Source organism: Stenotrophomonas sp. PUT21 (assembly GCF_052232875.1).
Taxonomy (GTDB): Bacteria; Pseudomonadota; Gammaproteobacteria; order Xanthomonadales; family Xanthomonadaceae; genus Stenotrophomonas; species Stenotrophomonas maltophilia_N.
This window is the reverse complement of the sequence record NZ_CP197645.1, coordinates 1,205,222-1,226,622: the sequence shown is the minus strand read 5'-3', so window position 1 is coordinate 1,226,622 and position 21,401 is coordinate 1,205,222. Positions and strand designations below refer to the sequence as shown.

Here is a 21,401-nt window from a genome sequence, read left to right as displayed (position 1 = left end):
ATGAACGACGGCGACACCCTGGACAGCACCACCCTCGCACTGCCGCTGGCGTTGTCCGGCGGCGAGACCACCACCCTCGGCGATCTGGCCGGCCAGTGGCTGGTGCTGTACTTCTACCCCAAGGACAGCACCCCGGGCTGCACCACCGAGGGCATCGATTTCAACGCACTGCTCCCGCAGTTCACCAACGCCGGCGCCCGCGTCTTCGGCGTTTCACGCGATTCGGTCAAATCCCACGACAACTTCTGCGCCAAGCAGGGCTTCGCCTTCCCGCTGATCAGCGATGGCGATGAAGCGCTGTGCACCGCGTTCGACGTGATCAAGCTGAAGAACATGTACGGCAAGCAGGTGCGTGGCATCGAGCGCAGCACCTTCCTCATTTCGCCGGACAGTCGTATCGTGCAGGCGTGGCGCAAGGTCAAAGTGGCCGGCCACGCAGACACCGTCCTTGAAGCCCTGAAGGCCGCGAAAACCCAGTGATCACCCCGGCACCCCCAATGGCCATCACCCTGCCCCGCAGGTCGTGATGGCTTGTCCCTGTTCTGCCACCAGGAATTGACGATGACCCGAGGCAAGCGCATCTACGTACTGGATACCAACGTGCTCATGCACGATCCGACCGCGCTGTTCAAGTTCGAGGAGCATGATGTCTACCTGCCGATGCAGGTGATCGAAGAGCTGGACAACGGCAAGAAGGGCACCACCGAGGCGAGCCGCAACGCGCGCCAGGTCAGCCGTTTCCTCAATGAGCTGGTGCAGGCCTCGGGCCTGGACAACCTGGCCGATGGCATTCCGCTGCAGCGGCCGAACGGGCTGCAGCTGCGCGGCAAGCAGAGCGTGGGCCTGCTGCGTTTCCAGACCAGCCACTTCGAGGCCGGCAAGAGCTTCGGTGCGGTGATTCCGGACAATGCCATCCTCGGGGCGATCCTGGCCCTGAAGGAACAGGTGCCCGAGATCCCGGTGGTGTTCGTCTCCAAGGACATCAACCTGCGGATCAAGGCGGCGATCGCCGGCATCGTGTCCGAGGATTACGAAAACGACCGCGCGCTCGACGATTTCAGCCTGCTCTACACCGGTGCCACCGAGCTGCCGGAAGACTTCTGGAAGAAGCACACTGACAACCTGCGCAGCTGGAGCGACAAGGGCCGCACCAGTTACGAAATCATCGCCAGCGAAGACGAGAACTGGCATCCCAACCAGTACGCCTACCTGCCCGGCGATGATGAAGTCGAACTGCGCGTGGCCAAGGTGGACGGCGACAGGATCACGCTGTCGCTGGTCAACGATTTCCGCCACGGCAGCCATGCGGTGTGGGGCATCAGCGCGCGCAACCGCGAGCAGAACTTCGCGCTCAACGCCTTGATGGACCCGGAGATCGATTTCGTCACCCTGCTCGGCACCGCCGGCACCGGCAAGACGCTGCTCGCGCTGGCCGCCGGCCTGGCCCAGACCATGGACCAGCAGCGCTACCGCGAGATCATCATGACCCGTGCGACGGTCAGCGTCGGCGAGGATATCGGCTTCCTGCCCGGCACCGAGGAAGAAAAGATGACGCCGTGGATGGGCGCACTGACCGACAACCTGGAAGTGCTCACGCATACCCAGGAAGGCGGCGCATGGGGACGCGCGGCAACCAACGACCTGATCGCCAGCCGGATCAAGATCCGCTCGCTCAACTTCATGCGCGGGCGCACGTTCCTGTCGCGCTATCTGATCCTGGATGAAGCACAGAACCTCACCCCCAAGCAGATGAAGACCCTGATCACCCGTGCCGGCCCCGGCACCAAGATCGTCTGCCTGGGCAACGTGGAACAGATCGATACCCCGTACCTGACCGAGACCACCTCGGGCCTGACCTACGCGGTGGACCGCTTCAAGAACTGGCCGCACAGCGCGCACATCACGCTGCGCCGTGGCGAGCGTTCGCGCCTGGCTGATTACGCTTCGGAGGTATTGTGAGCCGTTCCCTGTCCCGTGCCGTCCTGCCGCTGGCGCTTGCTGCGCTGGCGGCCGCCTGCACGCCCGCCAATACGCGGCCGGGCGCCAGCGTCCCGACCGCGATCAAGACCGGCCAGTCCTGGGTGGTGACGCGGCCGGTCGTCGCCGCCCAGGTATTGGATACCTGCTCGCGTTCCAGCCCCGGCCGCGAGCCGGGGCGGGTCACCGGCTACTGGGCGCCCAGCCGCCAACAGGTCGAACAGCTGGAAGCCCAGCTGCCCTCGCTGGAGGCGCAGGTACCCAAGGCCGCCGATTTCGACCGCCAGTACGTCGGCATCGAAATGGACGGCCGCCAGCTGATCTATCTCAACGCCTTCCATCTGCCCGACGATGCCGATATCGACCCGGCGCGCGATGCGATCCGGGTCTGCGATGGCGGCGCACAGTTCTGGGGCGCGGTGTTCGATCCAGCCAGCGGCCGTTTCTCGGATGTGCAGTTCAACGGCCCGCCTGTGGGCCGTTGATCGTGCCGTGACCCCGACCACACGCGCCGGATGAGCATCCGGCTGCCCACCTGGGTCTGGATCGGCGCGATCGCGCTGTCCTGCGTGGCCGGCATGGTCAACGTGGTCGGCTTCCTCGGTTTCGAGCACCAGGCAGTCAGCCACATGACCGGCACCACCAGCCAGCTCGGCATGGCGCTGGCCCAGCGCGACTGGCGCGTGGTCGGCCATCTGTGGGGACTACTGATCGCGTTCTGCGTGGGTGCCACGCTCAGCGGCGTGATCATCCAGGACAGTGGCCTGCAGCTGGGCCGCCGCTATGGCGTGGTGCTGGCGCTGGAATCGCTGTTGCTGCTGATCGCGATTCCGCTGTTCAAACAGCAGCAGATCTGGGGCGCACTGGCGGCGGCGATGGCCTGCGGCCTGCAGAACGCGATGGCGACCACCTTCAGTGGGGCGGTGGTGCGCACCACCCATCTCAGCGGCATGTTCACCGACCTGGGCATCGGCCTGGGTCACCTGCTGCGCGGGCTGCCACTGCCGATCCGGCGGCTGACCCTGAGCGGCTTGATCGTCAGCGGCTTCCTGGCCGGCGGCGTGATCGGTGCCGGGTTGTTCCTGCGTTTCGGCTACGACGCGCTGCTGGCGCCCGCCCTGCTCACTGGCGGCACCGGACTGGGCTACGTGCTGTACCGGCAGTGGGCACTGCTGCGGGCGCGCTGATCGTGCGGCAGCAAGACGGCGGCAAACATTGCACAATCGGGGCATGACGCCTTCCAGCCCCGTTTCCGCCCTGACCATCGCCGGCTCCGATTCCGGCGGTGGCGCAGGCATCCAGGCCGACCTGAAGGCCTTCGCCGCCCATCGCGTGCATGGCCTGTCCGCGATCGCCGCGCTGACCGCACAGAACACCCGCGGCGTCACTGCCGTGCACGTGCCGCCGCTGGACTTCCTGCAGGCGCAGATCGATGCCTGCTTCGCCGATTTCGATATCCATGCCGTGAAGCTGGGCATGCTGGCCAACGCCGAAGTGATCGCCCTGGTCGCCGACGCGCTGGAAAAGCACTGCCCGCCACAGGTGGTGCTGGATCCGGTGATGGTCGCCACCAGCGGTGCCAAACTGCTCGAGGCGAGCGCGCTGGATGCGATGCGCATGCGTCTGATTCCGCTGGCCACGCTGCTCACGCCCAACACCCCGGAAGCCGAACTGTTGCTCGGCCGCCGCATCATCACCGCAGAAGACGCCGAAGATGCCGCGGACGCGCTGCTCGAGCTGGGCGCCGGGGCGGTGCTGCTCAAGGGCGGCCATCTGGACGAAGGCAGCCGCGTGATCGATCGCTACTTCGACGGCGTGACCCGCGAAGAATTCATCCATACCCGGCTGCCGGTGGATGCGCACGGGACCGGCTGCACACTGGCTTCGGCCATCGCCGCGCAGCTGTGCCAGGGGCTCTCGTTGCCCAACGCCTGCGAAGCAGCCATCGACTACGTCGCGCGTGGCCTGCAGAGCGGTTACTACCCGGGCCGCAGCGAGGTGCTGGTGATCGACCACTTCGGCGCGGCACGCCCGGCATGATCGACGCTTCTCCCCTGCCCGTGCAGACCGGCGATGGCCATCGTTTCGAACTGCTGGCGCGCATGCCCACCCAGCCACGCGCACGCCTGCTGTGGCTGCCGGCGCTGGGTGTGGCCGCGCGCCACTATCTGCCCTTCGCCGAGGCCCTCGCTGCACAGGGCATCGCGGTGTACCTGCATGAGTGGCGCGGCAACGGCAGCAGCAGCCTGCGCCCGTCGCGCACGCAGGATTGGGGGTATCGCGAGATCCTCGAACAGGACCTGCCGGCCAGCCTGGCACAGGTGCCCGCAGACGCTGCGGCGCCCCTGATCGTCGGCGGCCACAGCCTCGGTGGTCAGCTGGCCTGCTGCTTCGCCGGGTTGCACCCGCAGCGCTTTGCGCGGGTGTGGCTGGTCGCCAGCGGTACGCCGTACTGGCGCACCTTCCCGGCCCCGCGCGGCTGGACGCTGCCGCTGGTGTACCGCTTCCTGCCCTGGCTGGCCCAGCGCCAAGGGGTCCTGCATGGCAAGAAGCTCGGCTTCGGCGGCACCGAGGCGCGCGGGTTGATCCGCGACTGGTCGCGCGTGGGCCTCAACAACCACTATGCGGCCGCTGGCATGGCGACCGATCTGGAGGCCGGGATGCGCGAACTACGCGGCCAGGCGACCGCCGTGGTGATGGACCATGACTGGTTGGCACCGACGGGCTCGATGCAGGGCCTGCTGGCCAAGATGCCGGGCATGCGTGCGCAGGTCCGCGTGGTCCGTGCGCAGATGCTGGGTGCGCGTGCCGATCACTTCGCCTGGATGAAAACGCCGGAAGCCGTGGTGGAGCAGCTTCTTCATTCATTTGAATGAAGACCTTCACAAAAACCGTTGACGAATGCGACGCCGATCCGCATAATTCCGCTCCTGTTGACGCGCCCGTAGCTCAGTTGGATAGAGTACCTGGCTACGAACCAGGCGGTCGGGAGTTCGAATCTCTCCGGGCGCACCATCAACAGGGTATCGATTTCGCCGTCGGTATCAGTAATGAAAATTCGATGTAAATGCGCCCGTAGCTCAGTTGGATAGAGTACCTGGCTACGAACCAGGCGGTCGGGAGTTCGAATCTCTCCGGGCGCACCATTACATCGAACGGCAAGCCTGCTTGCCTTCCCGTCGAACGTGGCAACACGCGCGGCAGGACACACAACCAGACAATGCAAATGCGCCCGTAGCTCAGTTGGATAGAGTACCTGGCTACGAACCAGGCGGTCGGGAGTTCGAATCTCTCCGGGCGCACCATTGCATCGACGAAAACAGCAGCCCTCGGTTGCTGTTTTTTTTTGCGTTGGCAACGGCCAGCGGCCGGCATCAGCGAAGATCAGCCCCGCGGCTCGACGTGCGCCTGCGCCGCCTGCATCGCCATCAGATCGGCTTCGCCCGGCACTTGCGGGGCCGGGCATTCGCCACCGGCGTGGTCGTCATGGGCCAGCCAGTCATCCACCACACTACCCAGCAGATCCACGCGCAGTGGCAGGGTGATGTGGTCTTCGCCGCGCAGCTCGATGTAATGCACGCGCGGGCTGGCGGCCGCCAGGCGGCGCCCCTGCCCGACCGGCACGTGCTGATCGTCCTGGCCATGCAGCAGCAGCACGCAGGCGCGGCTGTCGGCCAGCGCGCGGGTGACATCGACACGGTCCAGATCCAGATCCAGCCGCCGGCTGGCGGCGGCGATCACCTGGTCGATGTCCTGCCCGCCATAGCGCCAACGCCCGTAGGCCGCCATGGCTTGGGCCTTCCATGCGGTGGGCTGCAGCGACATCAGGTGCGGGATCATGCTGCGGATCGCATCGCCGGCATTGGCGAAGGACTCCATCGCCACCACGCCGGTGACCTGGTCGCCGAGCTTGTCGGCGGTGAACAACGCGGTGGCCGCACCGTAGGAAACACCGAACAGGTAGAGCGGCCCGACCACCTCCCCGCGCGCCTTCAGGGCCGCGATGACATCGACCACGTCATCGGATTCGAAGGTGCCATAGCCGGATGGGCCCGCGCCGGAATGGCCATGGTTGCGCAGGTCGATGGTGACCACGCGGTAGCCGGACTGCGCCAACTGCAGCGACCACGGCAGCATCGCATCACCGTTCATCATCCAGCCGTGCAGCAGCACCACCGTGCCGCGCGGCGCCTGTGGCTGGAACGGGTGCGGCAGGTCGAGCGCCATGCCGGTGCGCAGCGGCTCGCCGTTGTCGTGCTCCTGGGCCAGGTACTGATAGTGCAGGCCGTACTGACCGGGGTCGAACGCACGCCAGAAGATCGGCACGCCCGCGCGCCCGGTCACCCGCCCATGCCGGTTGGGCACACGGTCCACCGCGTCGGCGATGCGCGGCATGTCCAGCAGCGTGGATACGCCGCCGGGCGCGATCAGGCGATCACTCAACGAGGTCGAGGCAGCGGTGGAGGTCAAGGAAGAGCAGGCAGCCAGCCACAGGCCAGCCCCGGCCAGCAGCAACAGCAGCAAGCGCTTCATGGGCAGAATCGGAGAAACCAAACGAGTCCGGCAGGGTACCGATCACGTCAGCGCCGCTCTATCGCATCCGTATGACCATCCGATGACAGCCAAGCCACGATTCAGCTTGAGCGCCGTGATCACCGGGACCGCAGCGCGGCCCCTTCTACCCTGGCCTGCGATCAGCCCAGCCAGCCTTCCATGGTGGGCCACCAGCCCGCCAGCACCTCCGGGCGCTGCATGCGCTCCCGCCACCAGGTCAGCGCGGCCCCCTCCTCGCCGGTGCGCCAGGCCAGCCAGAACGTCTCCTCCGGCTTGGGTTCCTCGACCTGTTTGATCACCAGCCGGCCGTCCCGCACCGCCTGCTGCACATACGGCTCGGGCAGGAAACCGAAGCCGAGCCCGGCGCACTGCAGGCGGAACTTGCTGACCATGTCCGGCACGGTGACCGTCTCCTGCCCCATCAGCAGGCCCACCGTACGCGGCAGCAGCCGCCGTGCCGAATCGGCCACGGCGATCGCGCAGTGGGTGGCCAGCTGCTCACGGCCCAACGGTTCGGGCGCGGCCGCCAATGGATGTGAGGGCGACACGGCGAACACGAAACGCACCACGCCCATCGGCTCGACCACATAGCCGCCGCCACTGGGTCCCTCGCCCGCCGCACCCACCAGCAGGTCCGCACGCCGGTCCAGCAGCGCTTCCCAGGTACCCGAGAGCGATTCAGTGATCAGCCGCATCCGGGTCTGTTCGGCCACCGCATTGAAGGCCCGCACGTCCTCGGCCAGCAACGCCGGCACGAACATCGAATCGACCGCCACGGTCAGCTCGGCTTCCCAGCCGGAGGCCACCCGCCGCACCCGCATCTCCAGTTCACGGGCCGCCCGCAGCAGATGACGGCCCTCTTCCAGCAGCGCCTCCCCGGCCGGGGTCAGGTGCGCGCGCGGGCCGACCCGGTCGAACAACTGCACGCCCAGGTCCTCTTCCAGCTTGGCGACCGTGTAGGAGATGGTCGAGGGCACCTTGTGCAGGGCCTTGCCGGCCGCGGCGAATGAGCCGCGGCGGTCGATGGCGTCCAGGATCTGCAGGGCGTCGAGGCTGAGCTTGAGCATTCGATTTTTTCGATGATGGCTTGCAAAACTATCCGTTTTTCAAGGCGCCGGAGCAAGCGGATACTGGCGCCAACAGGAAAGGGGCCGTCAGCGACCGCTCCGGACCACCATCGAAACCATCGAACACCGAGGAGATTCCCATGCTGCAGATCCGCAAGAGCAACACCCGTGGCAAGGCCGACCATGGCTGGCTGAACTCCATGCACACCTTCTCCTTCGCCAACTACTACGATCCGCGCTATGTCAGCTTCGGCCCGCTGCGGGTGATCAACGAAGACCGCGTCCAGGGCGGCCAGGGCTTTGGCACGCACAGCCACAGCAACATGGAGATCGTCTCCTACGTGCTCGGCGGCGCGCTGGAGCACAAGGACTCGATGGGCACCGGCTCGGTGCTGCGCTACGGCGATGTGCAGCGCATGAGCGCCGGCAGCGGCGTCAGCCACAGCGAGTTCAACCACTCGGCCAGTGAGCCGGTGCACTTCCTGCAGATCTGGCTGTTCCCCGATCAGGAGAACATCACCCCCAGCTACCAGGAGACCCACTTCGCCCCGGAGACCAAGCGCGGCCAGTTGCGCCTGATCGCCTCGCGCGATGGGCGTGACGGCTCCCTGCTGATCCACCAGGACGCCAACCTCTACGCCACGATCCTGGATGGCGACGACCGCGTCCACCTGCCACTGGCCCCACGCCGCGGCGCCTACGTCCAGGTCGCCCGGGGGCAGCTGCAGGTCAACGGCATCACCCTGGAGAGCGGCGATGCGCTGCAGGTCAGCGACGAGGCGCAGCTGACGCTGGAGAACGCCAATGATGCGGAAGTCATCGTGTTCGACGTCGCGCTGTAATCACCCGGCGCGGAAACGTAGACACCCCGGTTGCCCGGGGTGTCGTTCGTTGCGTGGATCAGTCGTTGCGTTGATGAGTCGTTGCGTGGATCAGAACTTGTAGTTCAGCGTCAGCCGCACGTTGCGCGGCTCACCCCAGGTGTAGGTGCTGTACCAGCTGAAGATCGTGTAGTAGTGCTTGTCCAGCAGGTTGTTGACGTTGAGCGTCGCCGAAAGCTGGTCGTTGAACTGGTAACGGGCCATGGCATCGAGCAGCCAGTAGGGCTCGGTGCGATGGACCTGGCTTCCGCCGGTGGCCGGATTGGTGATGGTGCCGAACGTGCTGCCCTGCCAGCGCGCGCCGCCGCCGACGCTCCAGCCATCGGCCGCGCCGGTGAGCCGGTAGCTGGTGTGCACACTGAACTGGTCTTCCGGCTCCAGCGTGGAAACCTTGGTGGACTGCTGGCGTGCGATCTTGTGCGCGTAGCCGCCCTGGACCTGCCAGCCCGGTGCCAACTGACCGGACACTTCCAACTCATACCCCTTGGTGCGCACGCCCATCAGGCCTTCATAGGCAATCCCGCCACTCGGCGTCCTGCCGCCGGTCGGTTGCGCGTAATTGTCCTGTTCCAGCTGGAATACGGCCGCACTGGCATTGAGGCGACCCTCATAGAACTCCGCTTTCAGGCCGGCTTCGTAGCTGCGCCCTTCCAGCGGATCCAGCACCCGGCCCTGCTCATCCTGGTTGCCCTGCGGCTTGAAGATGGTGCTGTAGCTGGCGAACACGGAGAAGTTGCGGTTGAGGTCGTACACCAGGCCGGCATACGGGACGACCACGCCACTCTCGTCGGTATCCGGAGATTTATAGTTGGCGATGCGGCTGCCGACGATCAGCTTGAGCGGATCGGCCAGGTCGAAACGGCCCACCACATAGGCACCGCTTTCGCGGGTGACCTGGTTGTCACCGTAGCCCCACTGCCAGTCCGGCTCGGCCACATCGCCGGTCCAGGCGTAGTAGTTGGCGACGTCGCTCACGTAGCCCGGCTGCGGCGAGTAGCCGTTGTTGACCCAGCGCTTGCGCGACACGCTGCCACCGACGACCAGCTCATGCTGCCGGCCGAACCACTCGAACTTTCCGCTGACATACAGATCGGCCGCGTTGCTGGTGGTCTTGCCGATGTACTGGCCCAGCCACATGCTCACGCCCTCACCGGTGACCGGATCGGGATTGCCGCCGGCCGCGGCGCCCAGCGAGGCGTCATAGCCGTTGACCTGGTGATTGAGCTGCAGCTTGGCGACCCAGTCATTGCCGAAGGTGTGCTCCAGCGTGGCGAAGCCGGTGCGGGCGTACTGGCCCCAGCGGCTCCAGCGCGCGCCGTTGTTGAACGAGCGCGGCATGTCGTTGAAGTTGCCTGCACTGTCCAGCAGCGGAATACCGCCCCAGCTGGAGCCTTCCGGGTCGCTGTCCTGATAATCGGCACCGACGGTCAGCAGCGTGCTCTCGCCGAGGTCGGCTTCGAGGATGCCGTAGAAGACTTCATTGCTGCGCTGGTAATGATCGACGTTGGAATGCTTGTCCTGGTAGGCGCCCACGACGCGGCCGCGCACGCGCCCGCTCTCGGTGAGCGGCCCGCCGACATCGACCTCGGCGCGATAGCTGTCCCACGAACCGACACCCAGCGTGGCACTGCCGGCCAGCTCGCGGGTGGGCTTCTTGCGCACCAGGTTGATGGTCGCGCCCGGGTCGCCCATGCCGGTCAGCAGGCCGGTGGCGCCCTTGAGCACTTCGATGCGGTCATAGATGGCCATGTCGCTGAGCGTGTTGCCCGCCGAGTAGGCCGAATCACGTGCCATCGGGATGCCGTCGTACTGGAAGTTCTGCACCGCAAAGCCGCGCGCGTAGTACTCGGTGCGCTCGCTGTCGTAGGTGACGATGCTCACCCCGGGCGTGACCTTCATGACGTCATCGATGCCATTGAGGCCGAAGTCGTTCATTTCCTGCCGCGTGATCACACTGATCGACTGCGGCGTCTGGCGCGGGCTGAGCACCAGGCGGGTGGCCGTGGCGATGGTGCCGGGCGTGTACGAATCGCTGCCCTCGGTCACGGTGCCAAGCTGGTTGGCGGTGACCTGCACGGTCTGCAGGGTCTGCGCACCTTCCTTGGCAGGTGCGTCCCCTGCCGGCGCCTCTTCGGCCTGCACCGCCGAGGCGGACAGGGCAAGGCCCAGCACGCAGGCCATGGCCTGCATCAGCGGGGAGATCGAGAGAACAGCAGGGCGGCGACCCGAACGGATCGGGGCAACACGGAACGGAACGACGGACACGGCAATGCCTCCAGGCAGGAAGGAACTCCTCTGGCGGCGGCTGGAGGGAAGGAATGGGCGGCATGATGCCGTATCCGGGTCTATCGCGAAAGACTGTGGCGGAAATGACACCGGGCGGGGCCGTCCTGAAGACAGGTGACGCCCCCTCTACAGGCGGGGCGCCCATCAGAGCCTCAGGGGGTGCCGATCAGGCCAAGCGATTGCCTGGTCCCGGAGCCGGCTCAGCCGCGCGGCACCGGCGCATCCGAAGCGATCAGCTTTTCCTGCTTCAGCTCGGCCCAGAACGCTGCGGGCACCGCCACGGACAGGGAGGCGACATTGGCCAACACCTGTTCCGGCGTACGCGCACCCGGAATGACCGCCGAGACCACCTCCGGTGCATCGGCGAACTGCAGGGCGGCCGTGCGCATATCCACCCCGTGGCGATCGCAGATGGCCTGCACCCTGGCGCGCTTTTCCGGCGCCCACGACGGCACCTTGCCGTCGTACAGATACCGGTCGCGCCCGGCCAGATAGCCGGCCAGCAGCGGTGAACCCACCACCACGGAGGCACCGTGCGCAGCGATCTTCGGGAAGGTGTCATGCAGGGCCTGCTCGTGATCCAGCAGCGAGTACTGGCAGGCGAGCAGGAAGATGTCCGGGTCTGCCTCGGCCACCGCGCGCAGCGCCGGCTCAGGGCGGTTGACGCCGAAGCCCCAGGCCTTGATCAGCCCCTCCTCGCGCATGCGCGTCAACGCGGGCATCGCCCCCTTGGCGGCTTCGGCGAAGCGCTGCTCCCACGGCATGCCGAGGTCTTTCTCGTTGTCCGGCGAGAGGTCATGGATGAAGACCACATCCAGCTGCGACACACCCAGGCGGTTGAGGCTGTCCTCCACCGAGCGCCGTGTGCCGTCGGCGGAGTAATCGTAACGGTAGTGGAACGGCGACGGGTCCTTCCACATCACCTCCTGCAGCTCACCGGCGGTCGCGGTCAGCAGGCGGCCGACCTTGGTCGACAGCGTGTACTCGCGCGCCGGATGGTTGTGCAGATGATGGCCGTAGCGGCGCTCGCTCAGGCCGAGCCCGTACCAGGGTGATGTATCGAAACAGCGCACACCGGCCGCATACGCCGCAGCGAGGGTGGCCTCGCTCTGCGCATCGGTCGCGGCCGCAAACCCGTTGCCGATCGCGACACCGCCCAGGCCCAGGCGGGTCTGCGGACGGTAACGCCCGCCCTGTTGCGCCGGATTGCCCGGCAAGGGCTTTGCCGATGCCTGCCCACGCGTGGGCAGGACGCTGCCCGGGCCGGCCGACTGGGCCATCAACGGGGCAGCGGCGAAAGCAGCGGTGCCGGCGGCGGCAACGGAGAGGAAGTGGCGACGTGCGTTCACGGCGACTCCTGTTTCTGCAAGGGAAGCCGACACCTTCGCAGAGCGGCAGTGCAGAGCATGCCTGTGCCGCGTCAAGGCAGCGGCAACATTGCGATGCCGGTGCGCACGCGGGACCTCAGCCCTGACGCGCGCCTGCCGCAAGAAGCAGGGTCTCGATCTCGCGGTAGCCGCGCTGGCGTGCATGCTGCAGCGGCGTGATGCCGTCACCGTCGGCTAGGTTCACATCCGCCTTCGCGTCGATCAGCTGACGGACGATCTCGACATGCCGTGGGCCGCCATCGGCGAGGATGATCGCCTCCAGCAGCGCGGTCCACTGCAGGGTGTTGACATGATCCACATCGACGCCGGCGGCGATCAGCGTCGCCACGGTCTCCACGTGCCCGCGTTCGGCCGCCGGAATGAGTGCAGTGCCCCCGTACCGGTTGGTGCTCTTCAGGTCCGCACCGGCCGCCAGGGTCGCGCGCAGGATCTCGAGATGCCCGCGGGCACCGGCGTAGAGATAGGGGCTGTCCTGGATCGCATCCTTGGCATTGACGTCGGCTCCAGCCTGGATCAGCGCAAGTGCGGCCTCCACGTGATTGCGGTGGGTCGCGACCAGCAACGGGGTCGCTTGGGCGGCATCGCGTGCATCCACTTCGGCGCCCTGCCCCAGCAGCGTGCGCACCGCAGTGGCATCGCCCTTCTCCGCTGCCCGATGCAGCCGCTCTTCCAGCGAAGCGGCACTGGCCGGCATGACCGTGCCCATCAGCAGGCTCATGACCACCCAGCCGCGTAGCGACCTCCGTCCCATCGACATTTTCCTGCTCCTTCCACGGGGGCGCCCGGTGGGCGCCGCTGGAGAACGACCGTAGCCGAGCCGCCGCGCCGGCACCAATGAAGATTGGGGATCGACTGCATTCGCCATCCGAATGCGTCGGCCGACGCGCGTTCCGCCGGTTTCATGCGACGCTGCGCGCGACATTGGACACGGAGGCACATCGCCATGCTGCATCACATTTCCCTGGGGGTGCGCGATCTCGCCCATGCCGCCGCCTTCCATGACGCCGCGCTCGGCGCGCTGGGCATGCGCCGCGTCTTCGAGGACGACGAGGCCATCGGCTATGGGTATGCCGACGATGAGGATCTGTTGTGCCTGAAACTGCGGGCCGACGCCTCCCCGCCTGGCGCTGGCTTCCATCTGGCGTTCGGTGCACCCTCGCGCCACGCCGTGGATGCGTTTCATCGCGATGCGCTGTCGGTCGGCGGCACCTGCAACGGGGCGCCGGGGCTGCGCGAGGATTATGGCGATCACTATTACGCCGCCTTCTTGATCGATCCGGATGGGCATCGGATCGAGGCGGTCTGCAAATCGGTCGCCTGAGCCGGATCGCATAAAGAAAAAGGCCTCCGTACTCGCGTACGAAGGCCTTTTCTACAACTGGCGGAGCGGGAGGGATTCGAACCCTCGATAGAGTTTTAAGCCCTATACTCCCTTAGCAGGGGAGCCCCTTCAGCCACTCGGGCACCGCTCCAGTGTTCTTGGTCCGCCGCTGCGATGAATCATCTCAGCGGGGGCGCGAATAATAACGTTTTCCGCGCCCTCAGGTAAAGCCTTAATCCGAAGAATTTTCACTTCCGGATGCATTCGGCTCATCGCCGCGCTGGATCCGCTGATAAATCTCTTCGCGGTGCACGGCCACGTCCTTCGGAGCGGTGATACCGATACGCACCTGGTTGCCCTTGACGCCGAGCACGGTCACGCTGACCGAGTCACCGATCATCAGGGTTTCGCCTACACGGCGAGTCAGGATCAACATTTGTTCAAGTCTCCAGGGGAACCGGTGGTGGCATTTCCCCACCGGCTTGGCGCCCCGGCAAGAGCGCCCCACGACAACGGGAAAAGATTCGCCATAGTACCGTCAGGCCTCCCGACCCATCAAGGAGCAGGAGGCTTCAGGCTGTTCAGATACGGGGGGTGACCCAGTCGACGACGGCGGCCAGTGCAGAAGCAAGGGCGGGCCCGTCCTCACCACCACCCTGGGCGAGATCCGGGCGGCCGCCGCCCTTGCCCCCGATCTGACTGGCGATATGGGCCAACAGTTCCCCGGCCTTGACCTTGCCCATTGCGCTGCCGTTCACGCCCGCGACCAGGGCCGCCTTGCCGTCCTGGGTGCCGGCCAGCACGATCACCGCATCGCCGAGCTGCTGCTTGAGGCGGTCGATGGCATCGCGCAGGGCCTTGGCATCGAAGCCTTCCAGACGCGCGGCCAGAATCTTGATGCCGTTGACCTCCACTGCGCCGGCGCCGAGATCGGCCGTCGCACCGGCGGCCTGCTTGGCCTTGAGCGCCTCGAGCTCGCGCTCCAGCTTCTTCTGGCGCTCGCCGAGCTGGCGGATCTTGTCGACCACATCGCCGGCGTTGCCACCGAGCAGTGCGGCCGCTTCACTCAGCTGGGCTTCTTCATGGGCCACGTAATCCAGGGCACCCTGCCCGGTCACCGCTTCGATACGGCGCACGCCCGAGGACACACCGCCTTCGGAGGTGATCTTGAACAGACCGATGTCGCCGGTGCGCGAGACATGCGTACCGCCACACAGTTCGGTGGAGTAATCGCCCATCTTCAGCACGCGCACGTGCTCGCCGTACTTCTCGCCGAACAGCGCCATCGCACCGAACTCGAGCGCTTCCTGCATGCCCATGTTGTGGACTTCGGCCGCGTTGTTGGCGCGCACCTGCTCGTTGACCTTGCGCTCGATGATCGCCAGGTCCTCGGCGCTGATCGGCGCGAAGTGCGAGAAGTCGAAACGCAGGCGATCGGGGGCGACCAGCGAGCCCTTCTGCTGCACGTGGGTGCCCAGCACTTCGCGCAGGGCGGCATGCAGCAGGTGGGTGGCCGAGTGGTTGAGGATGGTGGCGCCGCGGCGCTGGCCATCGACCTGGCCGGACAGCACATCGCCGACCTTCAGGCTGCCCTGGGTGAGCTTGCCCACGTGCCCATGGAACTGGCCCGCGAACTTCTGGGTGTCGCTGACGTCCACCTGCACGCCGGCGCCGGACAGGGTGCCGTTGTCACCGACCTGGCCACCGGACTCGGCGTAGAACGGGGTCTGGTTGGTCAGCACGATGACGTCATCACCGGCCTGGGCGCTCTCCACCGGGCGGCCGTCCTTGAGGATGGCGACCACGGCGAGGTCGTCGGCCTGCAGGCGGTCATACCCGAGGAACACGGTCGGCTTGAGCGTGGCGACCAGATCGGCCGACAGGGTCACGCCACCACCGAACTTGCCAGCCGCGCGTGCGGTCTCGCGCTGGGTGTCCATTGCGGCGTTGAAGCCCTCGATGTCCACGGTCAGGTCACGCTCGCGCGCGATGTCCTGGGTGAGATCGAGCGGGAAGCCGTAGGTGTCGTACAGGCGGAACGCATCCACGCCCGGGATCACGCCGTTGCTGACCTTGGCCGCGACGTCGTCGAAAATCTTCATGCCCGAATCCAGCGTTTCAGCAAAACGCTCTTCCTCGGCCTGCAGGGCGCGCACGACGGTGTCGACCTGGGCCGGCAGTTCGGGATAGGCCACGCCCATCTGCTCGACCAGGGTCGGCACCAGCTTGCTGAAGAACGGCTGGCGCACGCCCAGCATCCAGCCATGGCGCAGGGCGCGGCGGATGATCCGGCGCAGCACGTAGCCGCGGCCTTCGTTGGACGGCAGCACGCCGTCGACGATCAGGAAGGAGCAGGCGCGGATGTGATCGGCGATCACGCGCAGCGACTTGTTTTCCAGATCGGCCATGCCGGTCAGTTCGCTGGCCTTGCGGATCAGCGCCTGGAACAGGTCGATTTCATAATTGGTGTGGACGTGCTGCAGGATCGCCGCCAGGCGCTCCAGGCCCATGCCGGTATCCACGCACGGGGCCGGCAGCGGCACCAAGGTGCCGTCGGGCTGGCGGTCGAACTGCATGAAGACCAGGTTCCAGATCTCGATGAAGCGGTCACCGTCTTCATCCGGCGAACCCGGGGGGCCACCGGCGATATGGTCGCCATGGTCATAGAAGATTTCGGTACACGGGCCGCACGGGCCGGTCTCGGCCATCTGCCAGAAGTTGTCCGAGGCAAACGGCGCCCCCTTGTTGTCGCCGATGCGCACGATCCGGTCTTCCGGGATGCCGACCATGTCGCGCCACAGCGCGTAGGCCTCGTCATCGGTCTGGTAGACGGTGACCAGCAGGCGCTCGGCCGGCAGCTTCCAGACCTGGGTCAGCAGCTCCCAGGCCCAGGCGATGGCGTCCTTCTTGAAGTAGTCGCCGAACGACCAGTTGCCCAGCATCTCGAAGAAGGTGTGGTGGCGCGCGGTGTAGCCGACCTGGTCCAGATCGTTGTGCTTGCCACCGGCGCGCAGGCAGCGCTGGACGTCGGCCGCGCGCACGTAGCTGCGCTTCTCGGCGCCAAGGAACACGTCCTTGAACTGCACCATGCCGGAGTTGGTGAACAGCAGGGTCGGATCATTGCCCGGCACCAGTGGCGCCGACGGCACGATCGTGTGGCCTTTGCCCTTGAAGAACTCAAGGAAATCGCTGCGGATCTGGGAGGTAGTGAATTTGACGGATGCGTTCATGGGGGGCTGGCTTTGTGCGGGCCGGTCAGTCCCTGGCACGCAGCCCCAATGGCCGGGTGTCAACTGCAGGACCGCCGAAACCACAAAGGGTATCAGGCCCGGGCCGCTCAGTCCTCAGGGTCGTAACGGGTGGCCAGGCGGATGCTGTCGCCGGGGAACCCGCGGCGGGCCAGAAGATCGGCGGCTTTGCGCCGCTGCGGCAGTTCCTGCGGGCCGGCGTCGCCAAAACGGCGGCAGACCAGGTCGCGGGCGTTCTCGGTCCAATCGCCTTCGAAGGTGTCCATGGCCGCCGCGATCTGATCGCTGTCCAGGCCATGCGTGCCCAGTTCGGCGCGGATGTGGATCGGGCCATAGCCGGTGTTGGCCCGGATCCGGACCAGATTCTCGGCAAAGCGGGTGTCGTCCTGCCAGCCGGCCTCGGCCAGCTTGCTGACCGCGGCTTCGGCGGCCTCGTTCTCGATGCCGCGGGCCTGCAGTTTGCGGGTCAGCTCTTTACGTGAATGCTCGCGGCGCACCAGCAGCCCCAACGCCCGCTGGACCGGCGTCTGTTCCTGGACACGGCGCTTGCGCCGGGGTGCGGGGGGATCGGAGTCTTGCATGGCGGACCTTCATTACAGTGCGCCATCCTTGGCGCCATCCCGTCGGGGATTCTTGAAACTGCAGGACAGGGCGAGCGTCACTGACGGCGCTGCCCTGCCCCGCAGGAAACTCACTCGGCGTCGTCGTCGGCCTCGTCGCCGCCTTCACGCACCGCTTCTTCCGGCTGGAACTTCTCGCGCAGCTCGGCTTCCAGGCGCTGGGCAATCTGCGGGTTGTCGCGCAGGTAACCGCGGGCGTTGTCCTTGCCCTGGCCGATGCGCTCTTCGCCGTAGCTGTACCAGGCGCCGGCCTTCTCGACCAGCTTGGCTTCCACGCCCATGTCGATCAGTTCGCCTTCGCGGCTGATGCCTTCGCCGTACAGGATCTCGGTGACCACCTGCTTGAACGGCGGGGCCAGCTTGTTCTTGACCACCTTGATCTTGGTCTGGTTGCCGATGATCTCGTCGCCCTTCTTGATCGCGCCGATACGGCGGATGTCCAGGCGGACCGAGGCGTAGAACTTCAGCGCGTTGCCGCCGGTCGTCACTTCCGGGCTCTGGCCCGGCATCATCACGCCGATCTTGTGGCGCAGCTGGTTGATGAAGACCACCAGGGTGTTGGAGCGCTTGATGTTGCCGGTCAGCTTGCGCAGCGCCTGGCTCATCAGACGGGCCTGCAGGCCCGGCAGCTGGTCGCCCATTTCGCCTTCGATTTCAGCCTTCGGGGTCAGCGCGGCAACCGAGTCGACCACCACGATGTCCACCGAGCTCGAGCGCACCAGCATGTCGGCGATTTCCAGCGCCTGCTCACCGGTATCGGGCTGGGACAGCAGCAGGTCGTCCACGTTGACGCCCAGCTTGGCGGCGTAGATCGGGTCCAGCGCGTGCTCGGCATCGATGAAGGCGGCGGTACCGCCCTTCTTCTGGCATTCGGCGATCGCCTGCAGGGTCAGGGTGGTCTTGCCCGAGGATTCCGGGCCGTAGATCTCCACGACGCGGCCCTTGGGCAGACCACCGATACCGAGCGCGATATCCAGCATCAGCGAACCGGTGGGGATGACCTCGACCGCCTCGACGACACGGTCGCCCATGCGCATCACGGCGCCCTTGCCGAACTGCTTTTCGATCTGGCTCAGCGCGGCGGTGAGGGCGCGCTTTTTGTTTTCGTCCATCGGAGTGGTCCTTGCAGAGGTCGTATCGGTGGAGGTGCTGTCTTTGGAAGTCTTCTTGGCCATGGGTTCACTTTAAGGCTGGCGTATCGCACGGGCTGAGATTCTGCCCGGCGTTCGGAAAAAAATTATCGGACATCCGTACCAACCTCAGCAAAACCAGAGATGTGCCACAAAAGACCGCGCGTGATTCAGGGGAAACAGGGTCAGCGGTTGGGCCGCAGCAACCCGCAATAGAGGCCTTCGATCGCAAAGTCCTGGTCCGGCAGCACTTCGATCGGCTTGTAATCGGGGTTGCGCGGCAGCAGGCGGATCCGGTCCTTGCCCATCTTCAGCAGCTTGACCGTGATCTCGTCATCGATGCGGGCGACCACGATCTGGCCGGAGCGCGCATCGCGGGTGCGGTGCACGCCGATCAGGTCGCCGTCGAAGATGCCTTCGTCGATCATCGAGTCACCCTGCACTTTCAACAGGTAGTCCGGCGCGGGCGAGAAGAACACCCGGTCCAGGACCACGAAGTCATCCGAGCCGATATCCGCGCCGATCGGCAGACCGGCCGCGACCCGGCCCAGCACCGGCAGGCGCAGGACATGATCCGGCAGCGCCGAGGCGGGCAGCGATTCGGGCAGGCCGTTCTGTAGCGCCGGCGCCTGGACCAGCCGGATGCCGCGGGCCTGGCCCGGGATGCGACGGATCGCCCCGGCCTCCTCCAGCGCTTCCAGATGGTACTGGGCGGCGCGGACGCCCTTGAAGCCGAACGCACGGGCGATTTCGGTCTGCGACGGCGGTGCGCCATCGGTCTCTATACGCTCGGCGATCAACTGCAGGATCGCCTGCTGGGTATCGGTCAGGTCCATGGTTAGTAGTATTACTACTAACGATGCGGGCACGCAAGTGCCCGCAGAGGAAGAGCCGTTACAAGAAGAATGGTCCGGCCCCAGCCGAAGCCGCCAGCAACGCCTGTACCCACCGACCGTTGGTCGGTGACCGCGCGCAGCGCGGCAATGCCTGACGGCGGCGCGGTCGCGTGTCGCTTGCGACCATCCCTCGGGCGTTGAGCCTCTGCAATCCCCTGGATCTGGCGTACCCGGCGCCGGACGGGGGAGCAGCCATGCATGGCGCGGCGCGAACCGGGGCAAGTGATGAGCGGGCCTGCCAGGCAGGAGCAGCCGACCAACGGTCGGCTCTACGCGCAACGCGCCGCGTAGGCGGCACGTTGCGGGGATCCTTCGGATCCCAGCGGCAGGAACCCTATGGGTTCTTGCCGCTGCGCCAGATCGAAAACAGGATCCACACGCCACAGAACCCGGCGCCGATGAAGCCGGCCACGCCCAGCGCGAGCAGCCAACGGCTGGAGACGCCGCCGACGCTGTGCATGACGATGGAGGAGCCGATGATCAGCGCGGCGGTCACGATGCCCATCACCAGCCGGTTGGCGGCACGGTTGACCTGGTCGCCGAAGCCCTGCAGCGCGGTGGTTTCGACCTTGAGCTGGAGCCGCCCGCGGCGCGCCATCTGCAGCAGGCGGCGCACGTCGCGCGGCAGGTCGCCGACCAGGTCCATCACCCCGACCAGGCTGCGCTTGCCACGCTTGAGCATGGCACCGGGCGAATAACGCTGCCACATCACCCGCTCCAGATACGGGCGCGCGGCACTGGCCATGTCGAACTGCGGATCCAGCTGGCGGCCCATCCCTTCCAGCGTCAGGAAGGTCTTGATCATCAGGGCCAGATCGGCTGGCAGGGTCAGCGCGTACTGGCGCAGCAGCTGGGTGATGTTGCCCAGCATCAGGCCCATGTGCAGGTCTTTGAGCGGCACGCCGCGATACTGGTCGACGAAGGTGCTGATGTCCTGCTGCAACCGCGATTCATCGACCTCCACGCCACCGGCCCAGTCCAGCAGGATGTCGGCCACCTGCTCCGGTTCCTGCGTCACCAGGCCATGCAGGAGCTGGGCGACCTGGAAGCGGCGTTGCTCGGAGATCGCGCCCACCATGCCGAAATCGATCACGCCGATGCGACCGTCACGCAGGTAGATGATGTTGCCCGGGTGCGGATCGGCGTGGAAACACCCATCCTCCAGCACCATCTTCAGCACGATGCGCGCGCCGGTACGGGCCAGTTGCACGCGGTCCAGGCCCGCCGCATCGACACCGGCCAGATCGCGGCCGGGAATGCCATCCACGAAGTCCTGCACGTTGAGACTCTCGCACGTCCACTGCCAGTGCACGTTGGGAATCAGGATGTCGTCGCGGCCCTGGAAATTGCGCGCGATACGTTCGGCATTGCGGCATTCGGCGGCGAAATCCAGCTCGCGGCGCAATGACACCTGGAACTGCTGGACCACTTCGGCCGGGCGATACCGCTGCAGATCCGGCAGCCGCGCTTCGACGATCTCGGCCAACCGCGCCAGCAGACGCAGGTCGGCTTCGATGACCTCGCGGATCCCGGGGCGACGGATCTTCAACACCACGGCGGTGCCGTCATGCAGGGTCGCGCGGTGTGCCTGCGCCAGCGAGGCCGCCGCCATCGGGGTTTCGTCCAGCCACGCGAAGACCTCGGTGGCCGGTGCACCCAGATCGCGCTCCAGCTGATCGCGCACCTGCGCATATGGCAGCGCGGGCACGGCATTCTGCAGTTCGGAGAATTCCGCGATCCAGTCCGGCGGGAACAGGTCCACGCGGGTGGCCAGTACCTGGCCGAGTTTGACGAAGGTGGGGCCGAGGTCTTCCATCGCGCGGCGCACGCGCACCGGCGCGGTCATCCGCAGCATCTGCTGGGTGTCGTTCCAGTGCAGCAGGCGGCCGGCGCGCTCGAGCACATCGGCCAGGCCGATGCGGCGCACGAGGTCGCCGAAGCCATAGCGGATCAGGACCGACGCGATTTCCTGCAATCGCCCCAGGTCACGCACGGTACCCAGCGTTTCCCACATCGGCCCACTCTCCTGTCAG

At 66.4% G+C, this 21,401-nt stretch carries 19 protein-coding genes and 4 tRNA genes; 11 read left to right on the top strand and 12 right to left on the bottom strand.

What is annotated here, in order from left to right:
• The 9 genes from ACTT2I_RS05900 to ACTT2I_RS05860 all read left to right on the top strand — a co-directional run bounded on the left by ACTT2I_RS05900 (position 1) and on the right by ACTT2I_RS05860 (position 5,282).
• Positions 1–480, top strand: coding sequence for a peroxiredoxin (locus ACTT2I_RS05900; RefSeq protein ID WP_088432235.1), 480 nt, complete (start codon positions 1–3; stop codon positions 478–480).
• A gap of 81 nt (positions 481–561) precedes the next feature.
• Complete coding sequence (locus ACTT2I_RS05895; protein WP_088432236.1) at positions 562–1,959, top strand: PhoH family protein; 1,398 nt, start codon at positions 562–564, stop codon at positions 1,957–1,959.
• A complete protein-coding gene (locus tag ACTT2I_RS05890; RefSeq protein WP_421099572.1) occupies positions 1,956–2,462 on the top strand; it encodes a hypothetical protein in 507 nt (168 codons plus the stop codon). The genes ACTT2I_RS05895 and ACTT2I_RS05890 overlap by 4 nt, the downstream gene beginning before the upstream one ends.
• Positions 2,463–2,492: 30 nt before the next feature.
• Positions 2,493–3,164 carry a YoaK family protein gene (locus tag ACTT2I_RS05885; protein ID WP_019183301.1) on the top strand — a complete coding sequence of 224 codons (672 nt, stop codon included), beginning with the start codon at positions 2,493–2,495 and terminating at the stop codon, positions 3,162–3,164.
• A 43-nt stretch (positions 3,165–3,207) separates the two neighbouring features.
• Positions 3,208–4,017, top strand: a complete 810-nt coding sequence (gene thiD / locus ACTT2I_RS05880; protein ID WP_421099573.1) for a bifunctional hydroxymethylpyrimidine kinase/phosphomethylpyrimidine kinase — start codon at positions 3,208–3,210, stop codon at positions 4,015–4,017.
• Complete coding sequence (locus ACTT2I_RS05875) at positions 4,014–4,853, top strand: alpha/beta hydrolase family protein (protein WP_421099574.1); 840 nt, start codon at positions 4,014–4,016, stop codon at positions 4,851–4,853. The genes thiD and ACTT2I_RS05875 overlap by 4 nt, the downstream gene beginning before the upstream one ends.
• 62 nt (positions 4,854–4,915) lie before the next feature.
• Positions 4,916–4,992 (top strand) — tRNA-Arg (locus tag ACTT2I_RS05870).
• Positions 4,993–5,046: 54 nt separating this feature from the next.
• A tRNA-Arg gene (locus ACTT2I_RS05865) sits at positions 5,047–5,123 on the top strand.
• Positions 5,124–5,205: 82 nt separating this feature from the next.
• Positions 5,206–5,282: transfer RNA gene (locus tag ACTT2I_RS05860), tRNA-Arg, on the top strand.
• 79 nt (positions 5,283–5,361) lie between these two features.
• On the opposite strand, the gene ACTT2I_RS05855 is transcribed toward ACTT2I_RS05860, so the two are convergent.
• Together ACTT2I_RS05855 and ACTT2I_RS05850 are read right to left on the bottom strand one after the other, a co-directional pair.
• Positions 5,362–6,510 carry an alpha/beta fold hydrolase gene (locus ACTT2I_RS05855; RefSeq protein WP_421099575.1) on the bottom strand — a complete coding sequence of 383 codons (1,149 nt, stop codon included), beginning with the start codon at positions 6,508–6,510 and terminating at the stop codon, positions 5,362–5,364.
• 161 nt (positions 6,511–6,671) lie between these two features.
• Positions 6,672–7,598, bottom strand: coding sequence for a LysR family transcriptional regulator (locus ACTT2I_RS05850; RefSeq protein WP_088432241.1), 927 nt, complete (start codon positions 7,596–7,598; stop codon positions 6,672–6,674).
• 140 nt (positions 7,599–7,738) lie between these two features.
• Between ACTT2I_RS05850 and ACTT2I_RS05845 the strand changes: the two genes are divergently transcribed.
• Positions 7,739–8,440 (top strand): pirin family protein, encoded by a 702-nt coding sequence (locus ACTT2I_RS05845; RefSeq protein ID WP_088432242.1) that lies wholly within the window; start codon positions 7,739–7,741, stop codon positions 8,438–8,440.
• A 90-nt stretch (positions 8,441–8,530) separates the two neighbouring features.
• Here ACTT2I_RS05845 and ACTT2I_RS05840 read toward each other — a convergent pair whose 3' ends face one another.
• The 3 genes from ACTT2I_RS05840 to ACTT2I_RS05830 form a co-directional block, all read right to left on the bottom strand.
• The gene (locus ACTT2I_RS05840; RefSeq protein ID WP_421099751.1) at positions 8,531–10,669 is read right to left on the bottom strand and encodes a TonB-dependent siderophore receptor; all 2,139 of its coding nucleotides are present in this window, start codon (positions 10,667–10,669) and stop codon (positions 8,531–8,533) included.
• A 296-nt stretch (positions 10,670–10,965) separates the two neighbouring features.
• Entirely contained in the window at positions 10,966–12,114 is a 1,149-nt protein-coding gene (locus tag ACTT2I_RS05835) for an aldo/keto reductase (protein WP_421099576.1), read from the bottom strand.
• Positions 12,115–12,229: 115 nt separating this feature from the next.
• On the bottom strand, positions 12,230–12,910 hold the full coding sequence (locus tag ACTT2I_RS05830; RefSeq protein ID WP_421099577.1) for an ankyrin repeat domain-containing protein: 681 nt from the start codon (positions 12,908–12,910) through the stop codon (positions 12,230–12,232).
• Positions 12,911–13,096: 186 nt separating this feature from the next.
• On the opposite strand from ACTT2I_RS05830, the gene ACTT2I_RS05825 reads away from it, so the two are divergent.
• Positions 13,097–13,474 (top strand): VOC family protein, encoded by a 378-nt coding sequence (locus tag ACTT2I_RS05825; RefSeq protein WP_088432245.1) that lies wholly within the window; start codon positions 13,097–13,099, stop codon positions 13,472–13,474.
• Positions 13,475–13,532: 58 nt separating this feature from the next.
• Here ACTT2I_RS05825 and ACTT2I_RS05820 read toward each other — a convergent pair.
• The 7 genes from ACTT2I_RS05820 to ubiB form a co-directional block, all read right to left on the bottom strand.
• A tRNA-Ser gene (locus tag ACTT2I_RS05820) sits at positions 13,533–13,625 on the bottom strand.
• Positions 13,626–13,706: 81 nt separating this feature from the next.
• Positions 13,707–13,910 carry a carbon storage regulator CsrA gene (gene csrA, locus ACTT2I_RS05815; RefSeq protein WP_019183311.1) on the bottom strand — a complete coding sequence of 68 codons (204 nt, stop codon included), beginning with the start codon at positions 13,908–13,910 and terminating at the stop codon, positions 13,707–13,709.
• Between the two features lie 145 nt (positions 13,911–14,055).
• Positions 14,056–16,704 carry an alanine--tRNA ligase gene (gene alaS, locus ACTT2I_RS05810; protein ID WP_421099578.1) on the bottom strand — a complete coding sequence of 883 codons (2,649 nt, stop codon included), beginning with the start codon at positions 16,702–16,704 and terminating at the stop codon, positions 14,056–14,058.
• 107 nt (positions 16,705–16,811) lie between these two features.
• Positions 16,812–17,303, bottom strand: a complete 492-nt coding sequence (recX, locus tag ACTT2I_RS05805; RefSeq protein ID WP_421099579.1) for a recombination regulator RecX — start codon at positions 17,301–17,303, stop codon at positions 16,812–16,814.
• Between the two features lie 110 nt (positions 17,304–17,413).
• A complete protein-coding gene (gene recA, locus ACTT2I_RS05800) occupies positions 17,414–18,454 on the bottom strand; it encodes a recombinase RecA (protein ID WP_088432248.1) in 1,041 nt (346 codons plus the stop codon).
• A 203-nt stretch (positions 18,455–18,657) separates the two neighbouring features.
• Complete coding sequence (gene lexA, locus ACTT2I_RS05795; RefSeq protein ID WP_088432249.1) at positions 18,658–19,308, bottom strand: transcriptional repressor LexA; 651 nt, start codon at positions 19,306–19,308, stop codon at positions 18,658–18,660.
• 394 nt (positions 19,309–19,702) lie between these two features.
• Positions 19,703–21,382: a 2-polyprenylphenol 6-hydroxylase gene (gene ubiB, locus ACTT2I_RS05790; protein ID WP_088432250.1), complete on the bottom strand. Its 1,680-nt coding sequence runs from the start codon at positions 21,380–21,382 to the stop codon at positions 19,703–19,705.
• Positions 21,383–21,401: the final 19 nt, after the last annotated feature.